General features: G+C 61.3%; 12 protein-coding genes and 1 tRNA gene. 7 read left to right on the top strand and 6 right to left on the bottom strand.

Going from position 1 to position 13,990, the window contains the following annotated elements; genetic code table 11:
• Positions 1 to 376: 376 nt before the first annotated feature.
• The 5 genes from ilvC to DYE40_RS07140 form a co-directional block, all read right to left on the bottom strand.
• Positions 377 to 1,390 carry a ketol-acid reductoisomerase gene (gene ilvC, locus DYE40_RS07160; RefSeq protein ID WP_115308454.1) on the bottom strand — a complete coding sequence of 338 codons (1,014 nt, stop codon included), beginning with the start codon at positions 1,388 to 1,390 and terminating at the stop codon, positions 377 to 379.
• Between the two features lie 40 nt (positions 1,391 to 1,430).
• Positions 1,431 to 1,733 carry a putative quinol monooxygenase gene (locus DYE40_RS07155; RefSeq protein ID WP_115308453.1) on the bottom strand — a complete coding sequence of 101 codons (303 nt, stop codon included), beginning with the start codon at positions 1,731 to 1,733 and terminating at the stop codon, positions 1,431 to 1,433.
• Between the two features lie 68 nt (positions 1,734 to 1,801).
• Positions 1,802 to 2,293: an acetolactate synthase small subunit gene (gene ilvN, locus DYE40_RS07150; RefSeq protein WP_115308452.1), complete on the bottom strand. Its 492-nt coding sequence runs from the start codon at positions 2,291 to 2,293 to the stop codon at positions 1,802 to 1,804.
• The gene (gene ilvB, locus DYE40_RS07145; protein ID WP_115308451.1) at positions 2,290 to 4,065 is read right to left on the bottom strand and encodes a biosynthetic-type acetolactate synthase large subunit; all 1,776 of its coding nucleotides are present in this window, start codon (positions 4,063 to 4,065) and stop codon (positions 2,290 to 2,292) included. The genes ilvN and ilvB overlap by 4 nt, the downstream gene beginning before the upstream one ends.
• A gap of 284 nt (positions 4,066 to 4,349) precedes the next feature.
• Positions 4,350 to 4,425 (bottom strand) — tRNA-Arg (locus DYE40_RS07140).
• Positions 4,426 to 4,659: 234 nt separating this feature from the next.
• On the opposite strand from DYE40_RS07140, the gene DYE40_RS07135 reads away from it, so the two are divergent.
• The 7 genes from DYE40_RS07135 to hemH all read left to right on the top strand — a co-directional run bounded on the left by DYE40_RS07135 (position 4,660) and on the right by hemH (position 12,735).
• Positions 4,660 to 5,514, top strand: a complete 855-nt coding sequence (locus tag DYE40_RS07135; RefSeq protein WP_115308450.1) for a c-type cytochrome — start codon at positions 4,660 to 4,662, stop codon at positions 5,512 to 5,514.
• A gap of 893 nt (positions 5,515 to 6,407) precedes the next feature.
• Entirely contained in the window at positions 6,408 to 7,505 is a 1,098-nt protein-coding gene (locus DYE40_RS07125) for an anhydro-N-acetylmuramic acid kinase (protein WP_115308448.1), read from the top strand.
• A 330-nt stretch (positions 7,506 to 7,835) separates the two neighbouring features.
• Complete coding sequence (locus tag DYE40_RS12610; RefSeq protein WP_172461234.1) at positions 7,836 to 10,262, top strand: DNA translocase FtsK; 2,427 nt, start codon at positions 7,836 to 7,838, stop codon at positions 10,260 to 10,262.
• Between the two features lie 132 nt (positions 10,263 to 10,394).
• Positions 10,395 to 10,901 carry a hypothetical protein gene (locus tag DYE40_RS07110; RefSeq protein ID WP_115308447.1) on the top strand — a complete coding sequence of 169 codons (507 nt, stop codon included), beginning with the start codon at positions 10,395 to 10,397 and terminating at the stop codon, positions 10,899 to 10,901.
• 20 nt (positions 10,902 to 10,921) lie between these two features.
• Complete coding sequence (locus tag DYE40_RS07105; protein WP_115308446.1) at positions 10,922 to 11,338, top strand: hypothetical protein; 417 nt, start codon at positions 10,922 to 10,924, stop codon at positions 11,336 to 11,338.
• Between the two features lie 81 nt (positions 11,339 to 11,419).
• On the top strand, positions 11,420 to 11,632 hold the full coding sequence (locus DYE40_RS07100; RefSeq protein ID WP_115308445.1) for a hypothetical protein: 213 nt from the start codon (positions 11,420 to 11,422) through the stop codon (positions 11,630 to 11,632).
• An 80-nt stretch (positions 11,633 to 11,712) separates the two neighbouring features.
• Positions 11,713 to 12,735, top strand: a complete 1,023-nt coding sequence (gene hemH / locus DYE40_RS07095) for a ferrochelatase (RefSeq protein ID WP_115308444.1) — start codon at positions 11,713 to 11,715, stop codon at positions 12,733 to 12,735.
• Positions 12,736 to 13,184: 449 nt separating this feature from the next.
• On the opposite strand, the gene aat is transcribed toward hemH, so the two are convergent.
• Positions 13,185 to 13,931 carry a leucyl/phenylalanyl-tRNA--protein transferase gene (gene aat, locus DYE40_RS07090; RefSeq protein WP_115308443.1) on the bottom strand — a complete coding sequence of 249 codons (747 nt, stop codon included), beginning with the start codon at positions 13,929 to 13,931 and terminating at the stop codon, positions 13,185 to 13,187.
• Positions 13,932 to 13,990: the final 59 nt, after the last annotated feature.

Here is a 13,990-nt window from a genome sequence, read left to right as displayed (position 1 = left end):
AATTCCGCAGGCAAATCAGAACTTGCTCCGACATTTGCAATGGTTCGTCGGATTTAGATCCAAGCTGCTTCCGACACGCATTCTGCACCGTTCGGCAGGCCGTCTGAAACAGATTCCCGCCAAAATGGGCGGGTTTGATATACCGTCCCATCCGTGCCGAGTCCTGCCGTAGGGTGTGTCGCCCAAGCGACGCACGCGGTTTTGCGGTTTGTGGGAAACGGACAGCAGCAGGCTGGTTTGATCTGACGAACCGATTAGAGTGGTGGAACGCGTGCGCCGCTCGGGCGGCACACCCTACTCATGGCAAACATGAAGAGGCCGTCTGAAAACCTTAAAACGGGTTTTCAGACGGCCTCTGCCTGTCCGAAACGGAGGCTTAGTTTTTATCCAAGTCCACCAGTTTGTTTTTGGCAATCCACGGCATCATGCTGCGAAGCTGCGCGCCGACTTTTTCGATTTGGTGGTCGGCGTTCAGGCGGCGGCGGGCGGTCATGCTGGCGTAGTTGGCCGCGCCTTCCTGGATGAACATTTTGGCGTATTCGCCGCTCTGGATGCGGTACAACGCTTTTTTCATCGCTTCTTTGGTGGCGGGCGTAATCACTTCCGGGCCCGTAACGTATTCGCCGTATTCGGCATTGTTGGAAATGGAGTAGTTCATGTTGGCGATGCCGCCTTCGTACATCAGATCCACGATCAGTTTCAGCTCGTGCAGGCACTCGAAATAAGCCATTTCGGGCGCGTAGCCGGCTTCCACCAGCGTTTCAAAACCGGCTTTCACCAGCTCCACCGCGCCGCCGCACAATACGGCCTGTTCGCCGAACAAATCGGTTTCGGTTTCTTCGCGGAAGTTGGTTTCAATCACGCCGCCTTTGGTGCCGCCGTTGGCTGCCGCGTAAGACAGGGCGATGTCGCGCGCTTTGCCGCTTTTGTCTTGGTACACCGCAATCAGGGTGGGCACGCCGCCGCCTTTGAGAAACTCGCTGCGCACGGTGTGGCCGGGGCCTTTGGGCGCGATCATAATCACATCCGCGTCTTTGGGCGGCACGATTTGGTTGTAGTGGACGTTGAAGCCGTGGGCAAAGGCCAAAGCCGCGCCGGATTTCAGATTGTCGCGGATTTCGGCGTTGTAAACGGCGGGCGCGGTTTCGTCGGGCAGCAGCACCATCACTACGTCGGCGGCTTTGGTCGCGTCGGCAACGGAGCGTACGTCGTGGCCGGCGGCAACGGCTTTGTCCCAGGAAGAACCCGGGCGCAGGCCGATGACGACGTTTACGCCGGAATCTTTCAGGTTGGCGGCGTGGGCGTGGCCTTGCGAGCCGTAGCCGATGATGGCGACGGTTTTGCCTTTGATCAGGGAGAGATCGGCATCTTTATCGTAATAAACTTGCATTTGGTTTCCTTTATTCGGAGATTGGGTTGGATAAACGGGTTCAGTTGCCGTTGTCGGACACGTCTTTCATCAGCACAATGTCCACGGCTTCGGTTTTGCCGTCGATGGCTTTGAGGAAATTCTGGAAATGCGTGCTGGCGTTGTGGCTGTCCACGGCCGCCTGATCGCGCCAGTTTTCAAAGAAGACGAAGCGGTTTTCGTTTTGCAGATCCTGATGCAGGTCGTAGCGCAGGTTGCCCGCTTCGCTGCGGCTGGCGGACACCAGCCCGGCAAACACGGCCAGCAGTTCGTCGCGGTGTTTGGGGCGGACGGCAATGACGGCCGTGATTTTGATATTGCTCATGGAGGCTCCTCGGCTCTGTAAGAAGGGTTTTCAGACGGCCTCGCAGGGCTGGAGGCCGTCTGAAAAGGTCAGATTTTCAAAATCCGCTCGCCGCGCCCGATGCCTGCGGCTCCGGTGCGTACGGTTTCGAGAATCAGATGGCGGCCGGCGGCTTCAAGAAAGGAATCGAGTTTTTCCGTTGTGCCGGTTACTTCGACGGTGTAGCTTTTTTCGCTTACATCAACGATGTGGCCTCGGTAAATTTCGGTAAGGCGCAGGACTTCGTCGCGGTCTTTGCCGACGGCACGTACTTTCACCAGCATCAGCTCGCGTTCGACATAGCGGCTTTCGTTCAAATCCACGACTTTCACGACTTCGATCAGTTTGTTGAGCTGCTTGGTAATCTGCTCGATCACCACGCTGCCGCCCTGGGTAACAATGGTCATACGCGAGAGGGTGGGATCTTCGGTGGCGGACACGGAAAGCGAGTCGATATTGTAGCCGCGTGCGGAAAACAGGCCGACCACACGGCTCATCGCGCCCGATTCGTTTTCCATCAGCACGGATAAGATGTGTCTCATGGCACGCTCCTTGTGTCGTAGTGTCTGTCGTGTACGTCGTTTACATCACTGTCGGCCTTGCGCTCGCGCATATGCGGCGGCAGCACCATTTCGTCCAAACCTTTGCCGTTGCCCACCATCGGGAAAACGTTTTGCTTTTTATCGGTGATGAAGTCCATAAACACAAAACGGTCTTTCAGGGCAAGTGCCTCGCGCAGCGCGCCTTCGACATCTGCGGGCTTCTCTATCCTCATGCCGACATGGCCGTATGCTTCGGCCAGTTTGACAAAATCGGGCAGGGAATCGAAATAGGTTTCCGACTCGCGTTCGCCGTAATAAAGCTCCTGCCATTGGCGCACCATGCCCAAATAGCCGTTGTTCAGGCAGATAATTTTGATCGGCAGGCGGTATTGGAAACAGGTGGACAGCTCCTGAATATTCATCTGGATGGAGCCTTCGCCCGTAATGCAGCACACGTCTTTCGACGGGTCGGCCAGATACGCGCCCATCGCATAGGGCAGGCCGACACCCATTGTTCCCTGTCCGCCGGAATTGAGCCATTGGCGCGGACGTTTGAACGGATAAAACTGGGCGGCAAACATCTGGTGCTGGCCGACATCGGAAGTGATGACGGCATCGTTGCCGGTAACTTCGGCCAGCGTTTTCACCACCATCTGCGGCAGAATCACATCGCTTTGCGGCAGCAGCAGGCAGTTGCGCGAACGCCAAGACTCGATGTCCTGCCACCATTTTTCCAATGCGGCGGCATTAAGCGACACTTCCTGTTTGCGCCACAGTCCGGCCATCTCGCGCAGCACGTTCTTTACATCGCCGACAATCGGCACATCTGCGCGGACACGTTTGGAAATGCTGGACGGATCAATGTCGATATGAATGATTTTTTTCGGTTTTTCCAAAAATTTTGCCGGCACGGACACCACACGGTCGTCAAAACGCGCACCCACGGCCAGCACCACGTCGGCATTCTGCATCGCCAGATTGGCCTCATACATGCCGTGCATACCCAGCATTCCGAGATATTGGCGGTCGTCGGACGGATACGCGCCCAAGCCCATCAGCGTGGCCGCACAGGGCGCGCCCGTCAGCCGGACAAACTCCGCCAGCTCCTCCGAGGCATTGCCCAGCACCACGCCGCCGCCGAAATACACGATGGGGCGTTTGGCCGAAGCCAGCATCTGCACCGCCTTTTTAATCTGCCCCGTATGCCCGTTCAGCACCGGCTGGTAGGAGCGGATGAAAATGTCTTCCTGCGGATAGCTGAATTTCGACATAGCCTGCGTAACATCCTTGGCAATGTCGATTACCACCGGCCCCGGCCGCCCCGTACGGGCGATTTGGAAGGCTTTTTTCACCGTAAGCGTCAGATCGTTGATGTCCGTAACCAGGAAATTGTGCTTCACGCACGGGCGCGACACGCCCACCATATCGATTTCCTGAAACGCATCCGAGCCGATGGCGGGCGAGCCGACCTGGCCGGAAATCACCACCAGCGGAATCGAATCCGAATAGGCTGTGGCAATGCCGGTAACCGCGTTGGTCGCGCCCGGGCCGGACGTAACCAAAGCCACGCCCACCTTGCCGCTGACACGGGCATAGGCATCTGCGGCATGAACCGCGGCCTGCTCGTGGCGTACCAGAATATGTTTGAACTTGTTTAATTGGAACAGCGCGTCATAGATTTCCAACACCGCACCGCCGGGATAGCCGAAAACGTATTCCACGTTTTCCGCTTTCAGACTCTGCACAAGGATTTGTGCACCTGATAGTTGCATGGGAGCCTCTTTTATTCTGCCTGCAAACCGATAACAAACCCGGGCTTCGCAATACAACGGTAATGGCGGATTTCCGAACGGCGGTTTAGGGTACGCGAACGGATGACCGGCGACAGCTGGCGGGTTCCAAATCGGATTTGGAGCGCAAAGTGTTTAAAAAAGTAAAGAGCGCATAAGATAACGCAAACCCGCGCTGCGGGCAAGCAGAGAATGTCCGCCCGGGGCGGGTGAAACGCATGAGGCCGTCTGAAAACAGATTTTCAGACGGCCTCATGCACGGATTTTGGCGCACCCGACTGGGATCGAACCAGCGACCTTCGGCTTCGGAGACCGACACTCTTCCAACTGAGCTACGGGTACGGAAAGCGGCGCATTATCCCACATTCCGCCGCTTTGGCAAAATTTTCCTCGCCGCAGGACGCGGATTCCGCGCGGTGCGGCAGCACCCGGCCTTTCCACAATTTTTTGAGTTAGGCCAAATTTTAAAGATTGGAAAGGCATGGCGGATTCAGTATAATCCGCAAATTAATGTTAATTGATATTAACGCATAACAAATCTCCCACCACAACCAAAAAAACGGCGAGGCTTAAAACATGAACCAACCCACCAACCGAAACGCCCGCGGTTCCGCCCTCTTCAACCTTATCGGCGGCATCGTCATCCTTTTGGCCACCCTCTATTTTCTTGTCAAACTGGCCACCGGCGGCTACCAGCCCGGCACCGTAGAAGAATCCACCCGCGCCGCCGTCCAAACCCGCATCCAGCCGCAAGGCAGCATTACCGAAGGCGACGGCGTTCCCGTGGGCGAGCGCAAAGGCGACAAAATCTTCGCCAAAGTCTGCGTCCAATGCCACGCCGCCGACAGCAACACCCCCGACTCGCCGAAAATCACCCACAACGCCGAATGGGCTCCGCGCATCGCCAAAGGCCTGCAAACCCTGTTCGACCACGCTTGGAACGGCTTCAACGCCATGCCCGCCAAAGGCGGCCAGTCCGACCTGACCGAGCAGGAACTCAAGCGCGTCATCGTCTATATGGCCAACCAGTCCGGCGGCAGCTTCCCCGATCCCGATGCCGCCCCTGCGGCCGCCCCCGCATCCGGCGCATCCGAAGCCGCCGCTTCCGCCGCCCCCGCAGCGGAAGGCGCGAAAGAAGCCGGAGCCGCCGGCGGCGAAGACGTGGCGGCGGCCGGCAAAAAAGTGTTCGACGGCCTGTGCTTCGGCTGCCACTCCGCCACCTCCGCCATCCCCGACACCCCGCGCATCACCCACAACGACGAATGGGCGCCGCGCATCAAAAAAGGCAAGGACACCCTGTTCAAACACGCCATCGAAGGCTTTACCGACAAAGGCATGATGCCTGCCAAAGGCGGCAACGAAGCCCTTACCGACGACGAAGTCAAAGCGGCCGTCGTCTATATGGTGAACCAGTCCGGCGGCAAATTCTAAACGCCGCAGCAAACAGAAAAGGTATGCACCCGCCGCATACCTTTTTCCGCATTTAGGCCGTCTGAAAAAATCATACCGCAGTTTTCAGACGGCCCGTCTGCCGCCAAACCCGCCGCATGGCATCCCGCGCTGCGGCGCGTTCCGCATCCCGCACACCCCCACCCGCGTGCTCCGCAAAGCGGCACACCACGGCTTCTGCTTTATCCCTGTTTTCCCTGCCGCATCGGCAATCCGAATCCGCTGCCTGCACACCGCCCGCCTCGCGGCAAAGGTTCGGACAAATGCCTGCCCGGCCAAGCCAAATATAAAGCCTTTACCCCGCCCCAACTGCGGCATATTTGGGCATGGTGCGCGGCCTGCCTGATAGTCCCCCCTGCCGCGCTGCCGCATCCTAAACCGCATCCGCATACGGAGGTTTTGCAACAATCCCAATCCGCCTTTTCAGACGGCCTCCCCGCCATCCTAGTCGAATCCCGCCCTGCCCGTCCCCGTTCCCCGCCAAAGGAGAAATCCGCTTTTGAATTTGGCAAACTCAGGCACAGTTTGCCAAAGCGCATCGTGATGCCGCCGCGCGGGACGGGCAATCTGCCGTCCGCACAGGCCGTCTGAAAACCGTGCTGCGGGAAAACCGCCGTCCGATATTCGGCCAATACACAAGCGTGTGCGAAACAAACCCCTGCGCTGCTTAGGGCGGCACCCCCTACGCGTGATTGTGCGGGGTGCTGCGCAGCCACGCACGCGCCCCCAAGGCATAAGCTATGGCCGTCTGAAAACTCCGCGCCCCGCATCGCAACCGCCTTTTCAGACGGCCTCTGCCCGCCGCCCGCCCCGAATCACGCTACAATACGCGCCCGATTTTCCCGCCCTGCCGTTTTCAGACGGCCTCTTTCCCCATGACCACACAGCTCTACATCGGCATCATGTCCGGCACCAGCATGGACGGCGCGGATGCCGTCCTAATCCGCACCGGACACGCCCGATTCCTTGCCGCCGAAGCCCACGCCTTCCTGCCCTATACAGGCCGTCTGAAAAACGAACTGCTCAAACTGCAAAACAGCGGCGCGGACGAACTCCGCCGCAGCCGCCTGCTGGCGCAGGAACTGTCCCGCCTCTATGCCCGCACCGTACACAAACTGCTAAACGAAACCAAACTGTCTCCTGCCCACATCACCGCCCTCGGCTGCCACGGCCAAACAGTGCGCCACGCCCCCGAACAGGGCTACAGCATCCAGCTTGCCGACCTGCCGCTTTTGGCCGAACTCACCGGCATCACCGCCGTCGGCGACTTCCGCAGCCGCGATCTTGCCGCAGGCGGCCAGGGCGCGCCGCTCGTCCCCGCCTTCCACCAGGCCGTGTTTTCCGCGCCCGACGAAACCCGCGCCGTACTCAACATCGGCGGCATCGCCAACATCAGCATCCTGCCGCCCGGCGCACCCGCCATCGGTTTCGACACCGGCCCGGGCAATATGCTGGCCGACGCATGGATGCAGCGCGTCTGGCAGCAGCCCTACGACGCAAACGGCGCACGCGCGGCACAAGGCAAAGTGCTGCCCGGCCTGCTCGCCCGCCTGCTCGGCCACCCCTACTTCGAGCAAGAGCCGCCCAAAAGCACCGGCCGCGAACTCTTCGCCCTGCCCTACCTGCTCGGTCGCCTCGCAGGCGGCGAAGACCCGCAAGACGTGCTGCGCACCCTCAACGCTTTTACCGCCGAAACCGCCGCTGCCGAAATCCGCCGCGCCGCGCCCGAAATCCGCCGCGTTTACGTCTGCGGCGGCGGCGTACGCAATGCCGTGTTAATGTCCGAACTGGCCGGCCGCCTGCCGCAGGCCGAAATCCGCTCCACCGCCGACCTCGGCCTCGATCCCCAACAGGTCGAAGCCGCCGCCTTTGCCCTGCTTGCCGCCTGCTGGATACACAAAATCCCAAGCAGCCCGCCGCAGGCCACCGGCGCACGCAAAGCCTGCATACTCGGCTGCGGCTATTATCCGTAAACATCCGAGGCCGTCTGAAAAACGCTTTTCAGACGGCCTGCAACACAGTCAAAAACACGTGCGCCGTTTGGACGGCACACCCTAAACCAGCGTAGGGTGTGTGGCGCAGCCACGCACGCGGCTTAATCCGACCCAAACGGCAACAGCGTATAAATTTGTGCGCGGTGCCGTATCCGTTTGGCGGCAGAAACAGGCGAAATGCCGTCTGAAAACGGCTGCGGCTTTTCAGACGGCCTCAAATACCTCTGCCGCAAAAATGCTCTATAATTCCGCGTTTTTTTCCACCGCCTGCGCTTTTCAGACGGCCTCACACACCCATCCCCACTCCTTATGAGCAGCAAATCCGAAAAACCGACCAAGCCGCGCAAGCCCGCAGCACAAGCCCGCAGCTCCGCCGCCGGCCGCCGCAGTGCCGCCGTCAAAAAAATCGAAAGCAAGGCCGCGCCCAAAACCGGCAGCGTGGCCGGCAACGAAGCCGCGCGGCGGCGGGCGGAGCATTTCTCCAACCTCCTGCGCGACACGCTGTGGCTGTTCGGCCTCACGCTTACCCTGTACGCCGCCGTTGCCCTGGTCAGCTTCAAAATGGGCGATCCGGCCTGGTCGCGCAGCGTGCTGCCCGACGGCGAAACCCACAATCTCGGCGGCTTGTTCGGCGCGTATTTTGCCGACGTGTCCTACTATCTTTTCGGCATTTCCTCTTGGTGGCTGGTGGCCTCGGCCGTGGTGTGGCTGTGTAAAAACTTCCGCCCGACGCGCTCGCCCGACGCAAAGCCGTACAGCATCAGACTGGCGGCGGCGGGGCTGGCAGGGCTGCTTCTGTGCAGCCCGGTGCTCGAATACGCGCTTTGGCAGCAGCAGCTCGGCGACAGGCTGCCGGTGGGCGCGGGCGGCCTGACCGGCTTTCTTATCGGCGGCCTCTCGGCCAGGCTGTTCGGCGGCGGCGGCAGCTTCTCCATCACGCTGGTGCTAGTGCTGCTGGCTTTTTCCTTTGTCGCCCAAGTGTCGTGGCTGGATATGCTGGAAAACCTCGGCGCGCGCATCGAATGGCTGTGGGAAAAAGCCACCCGCCGCCGTTCGCCCTACATCAAAGCACCCGATATGCCCGACGCGAAAACCACGCGCCGCATGGTCAAAGAAGCCGAACACATCACCGCCGAACCCGTTTCCCTGCCCGCAGCCGCCAGCAGCAACCGCAAAGCCGCCCGCCTCGAAGTAACGCCGCCCGCGCCCGTCCAGACGGCCTTGTTCGACCGAGACGGCGAAGCCGCCCCGCCCGCAGGCACGGGCGAATACGCCAAACCCGCCCTCGGCCTGCTGTCCGCACCCAAAAGCGAAGCCCTGCCCGTCAATCCCGACAAGCTCGAACAAACCGCCGAACGCATCGAAGGCAAGCTGGCGGAATTCGGTATCGACGTGCAGGTCGTGTCCGCCACTTCCGGCCCGGTGATTACCCGCTACGAAATCGAACCCGCGCAGGGCGTGAAAGGCAGCCAGATTGTCAGCCTCGCCAAAGACCTCGCCCGCTCCATGTCCATGCAGTCGGTGCGCATCGTCGAAACCATCGCCGGACGCAACACCATGGGCATCGAGCTGCCCAACGACCGCCGCCAGGAAGTTACCCTGCGCGAAATCCTCGCTTCGCCCGTGTTTGCCGAAGCCAAATCGCTGCTCACCGTCGCGCTGGGCAAAGACATCGCCGGCGTGCCGGTGGTAGGCGACTTGGCGAAAATGCCGCACCTGCTGGTGGCCGGCATGACCGGCTCGGGCAAATCCGTCGGCGTAAACGGCATGATCATGTCCATGCTCTACAAGGCCGAACCGGACGAAGTGCGCTTTATCATGATTGATCCGAAAATGCTCGAGCTGTCCGTATACGAGGGTATCCCGCACCTGCTGTGCCCCGTCGTTACCGATATGCGCGAAGCGGGGCAGGCTCTGAACTGGTGCGTGGCCGAAATGGAAAAACGCTACCGCCTGCTCTCGCATCTGGGCGTGCGCAACCTCGACGGCTACAACGGCAAAATCGCCCAAGCCGCCGCCGAAGAAAAGAAAATCCCCAACCCGTTCAGCCTCAATCCCGACGACCCCGAGCCGCTGGAAAAGCTGCCGCTGATCGTCGTCGTCATCGACGAGCTGGCCGACCTGATGATGACCGAGCGCAAAGCCGTGGAGCAGCAGATCGCCCGTCTCGCGCAAAAAGCCCGCGCCGCCGGCATCCACCTCATCATCGCCACCCAACGCCCCAGCGTGGATGTCATCACCGGCCTCATCAAAGCCAACATCCCCACCCGCATGGCCTTCACCGTGCAGAGCAAAATCGACAGCCGCACCATCCTCGACCAAATGGGCGCGGAAGACCTGCTCAAATACGGCGACCTCCTCTTTTTGCAGCCCGGCTCCGCCGAGCCCACCCGCCTGCAAGGCGCGTTTGTTTCCGACCACGAAGTACACGAAGTCGTCGCCCACATCAAACGCCAGGCACCCGCCCGCTATGTCGAAGGCCTGCTTTCGGGCGAAGCCGCGATGGAAACCGTCAATGCCGTCCATCCCAATATGGGCGCGGACGAATTGTTCGACCGCGCCGCCGCCTTCGTTATCGAAACGCGCAAAACCTCCATTTCTTCGCTGCAACGCCACCTGAAAATCGGCTACAACCGCGCCGCCAATATGATGGACGCACTCGAAGAAGCCGGCGTGGTTTCCCCCGCCGACGTGGGCGGCGCACGCAAAGTGCTGGCCAGGAAAGACGACCTGTAAACCCGTTTTCAGACGGCCTCCGACACAAAGCAGGGTGTGGCGCAAACCGCGCACGCGCCCCCAAACTTTCAGACGGCCTGCTACCGCTTTGAGGCCGTCTGAAAAACACCGCCGCATTGTGGAAAACCCGACATGACAAACCCCAAAGCATACCGCCCGCACACCGCCACCCTCGCCTGCGCCGCCATCGCCGTCCTCGTCTTTACACAAAAAATGTTCGGCTTCATGCTCTTCATCTTCCTGCCGGTGCTGCTCATCGTCCGCGCCGCAGCATGGTGGAAAGCCCGCAAAAACCCGCAGGCCAAGCGGCTGGAAAACTTCCGCATCTTCGTCTGGTCGGCCGCCGCCGCGTTTATGATCGGCACCGGCCTCCACTACGTCCGCACCGCCCGCAGCGACATGGCCGCCATCGCCCGTGCCGTCGAACAATACCGCGCCGCCAACGGCCGCCTGCCCGACACCCTTGCCGCCGCCGGCCTGCATTTTGCCGACAGCTTTGCAGTCCGTTACAACTATTGGGAAAACAGCGGCGAACACCTCCTCCTCTACAAAGACCCGCTGCAGCCCTTCGGGTTTTACAGCTACGATTTTGACAACCGCCGCTGGCTGAACGACAACGGCGAACCCGTAACCGAATGACCTGAAAAGGAAACCAAGCCATGAACACCCGCCACATCCCCGCCGCCCTGCTGCTTGCCGCCGCCCTCGCCGCCCAAGCCTCCCCCGATCCCGCCGCCCGCGCCCGCGCCCGCTTCGTCGATTTCACCGACCTCGCCCAACTGGCCGGCACCCTGCACAAAGAAGCCGAAGCCTGCGGCCTGTCGAAAAAAAACGACCCCTTCTTCGCCCCCGGCGGCAAACTGCACACCGCCCTGCTGCGCGGCCTCAAACAGTCTGCCGCCGCCGCCGGCCTCCAACTGAGCGACAAAAAAATTGCCGAAACCGCCGCCGCCTCCTACGCCCAAGGCCGCGCCACCAGCGAAAAACTCTTCACCGCCCAAGGCTGCACCCCCGAAGCCAAACAAAAAATCAAACAAACGCAAAGCTGGCTGCTGCAAACCGCCGCGCAGCAATAAAGCCCGCAGGCAGCCGCACAGGCCGTCTGAAAACGGATTAAGGCTGCCGCCGAGCCCGCGCCGACAACACGGAACACCATCATGGACAAACTCCGCCCCGCCCTCCTCGCCCTCCTGCTTGCCGCCTGCGGCGCAAACCCCGCCCCGGGCGAACCCGGCGCGTCCGAAATCCGCGCCCAAGAAGCCGCCACCCCCCTAGAAGACCCCGACAAAGACTACACCGCCCCCGCCGACGCGCCCGACGACACCGCATCCGGGCCGCAAGCCGAAGCCGCTTCCGCCGCGTCCCGATAAACACAACAGGCCGTCTGAAAACGGATTGGCCGGCTCCTGCCGCCCCAAACCCGACCCGGCCGCACCAGCAAGGAGAAACCGTGAAACCCGTCAAACGCTATCAAGCCGAACCCGCCCTTCCCGCCGCCGCCGTCCGCAAAACCGGCATCCTCCTGATCAACCTCGGCACCCCCGCCGCCCCCACCGCCGAAGCCGTCCGCCCCTACCTGCGCCAGTTCCTGTCCGACCCGCGCGTCATCGAGCTGCCCAAACTCCTCTGGCAGCCCGTTCTGCGCGGCATCGTCCTGCCCCTGCGCGGCAAAAAAAGCGCGGCAAACTACAAAAAAATCTGGCTCAAAGAAGGCTCGCCGCTTATGGTGTACAGCCAACGCCAGGCCAAAGCCCTGGCCGCCCGCCTGCCCGACACCGCCCTCGTCCGCTGTGCCATGACCTACGGCCTGCCCGACATCGCCTACACCCTGGCCGAACTCGCGGCGCAGGGCGCGGACAAAATCCTCGTCCTCCCCCTCTTCCCGCAATACGCCGCATCCAGCAGCGGCGCGGCACTCGATGCCGTATGGCGCGCCATGCTGCACCGCCGCAACCAGCCCGCCGTACGCACCGTGCGCAGCTTCCACAACCACCCCGGCTACATCGAAGCCCTGCGCCGCCAGATTTCCGCCTACTGGCAGCAGCACGGCAAAGGCAAACACCTGCTGATGAGCTTCCACAGCATCCCCCGCGCCCACGCCGACGCGGGCGACCCCTACCCGCAGGAATGCCGCGAAACCGCCCGCCTGCTGGCCGCCGCCCTCGGTCTCAAAGAAAACGAATACACCGCCGCCTTCCAAAGCCGCTTCGGCGGCGGCAAATGGCTGGAGCCCGCCGTTTCCCCCCTGCTGTCCGCCCTGCCCAAGCAAGGCATAGAAGAGCTGGACGTTGTCTGCCCCGCCTTCGTTTCCGACTGCCTCGAAACCATGGAGGAAATCGCCGTCGAAGGCCGCGAAACCTTCCACGCCGCCGGCGGCAAAACCTTCCGCTACATCCCCTGCCTCAACGACAATCCCGACTGGATCGATACCCTCGCCGCCATCGTCCGCCACGAAGCCGCCGGCTGGCTGTAAACGCAAACAGGCCGTCTGAAAACCCGTCGCAAGATTTTCAGACGGCCTTTCATCTGCGGAACAAGCCCGCCCGTAAGCCGTGGGATTCCGTACCACCACGTAGGGTGTGTCGTCCAAAGCGACGCACGCGTTCTTTAAATACAAATACGGCAGAAATACAAATACGGCAGGCCGTCTGAAAACCCGTCGCAAGATTTTCAGACGGCCTCTTCCATGCAGAACACCCCCGCAGCATTTCCTACCACCACGTAGGGTGTGTCGCCCAAAGGCGACGCACGCGTTCTTTAAATACAAATACGGCAGAAATACAAATACGGCAGGCCGTCTGAAAGACCGCGTGCGTGGCTTACGCCACACACCCTACACAAACTCCCCGCAGGATGTGCCGCATAGCGGCGCACGCGTTCTTTGAGTTAAAACAGGCCGTCTGAAAACCCACAGCAGGATTTTCAGACGGCCTCTTCCATCCCCGCGCACAAATTCTCCGCCACCGTGCCGCAGCCGATTTCCCGCCGCAGCGGCTGCCCGTTCAAATCCCGCAAAGCCGTCTGGAAAGCGGCAAAATCCACCGTGTGCGAACCGAAGCGGCGCAGATGCTCCGTATCCTGCTGGCAGTCGATCAGGGCAAGGCCGCAGCCCGCCAGATAAGGCACGGCGCAGGCAAATGCGGTTTTCGACGCATCCGGCGCGTCGGCAAACATCGATTCGCCGTAAAACACCCGCCCTATCTGCACACCGTAAAACCCGCCCGCCAGCCGCAGGCGGCCTGCTCCGTCGGGGAAAAAACACTCGAAAGAATGCGCGTGTCCCAGCGCGTGCAGCCGCGCATAGGCCGTCTGAAATTCCGGTGCGATCCACGTCCCGTCCTGATGCGGGCGCGGCCTGGACGCACAGGCGGCGATTACCCGTTGGAAACAGCGGTTGGCCGTAACCCGATAGGCCTTGTTGCGCAGCGTCTTGGCCAGCGAACGCCCCACATGCAGCCTTTCCGGCAGCAGCACCGCCCGGGGCGACACCGCAAACCAATAAAACAGCCCGCCCTCGGCAAACCACGGAAACACCCCCGCCCGATAGGCCGACAGCAGCCGCCCCGCATCCAAATCGGCACTCACCCCCACCAGCCCTTCCGTTTCGCGCAAAGCGCGGCCAGGATCGGGAAAACGGTAGTCGTGCGGCGGCAGAAAGGGGACGGACATGGCGGCGGCTCCGGCAAAAAGCGCGATTGTAGCCCAAGCCCGCAGGCCGTACCGCCGCT

Source organism: Kingella potus (genome assembly GCF_900451175.1).
In the GTDB taxonomy this organism is placed as follows: Bacteria; Pseudomonadota; Gammaproteobacteria; order Burkholderiales; family Neisseriaceae; genus Neisseria; species Neisseria potus.
Note: the sequence above shows the minus strand (reverse complement) of the source record. Positions and strands in the feature narration are given on the sequence as shown.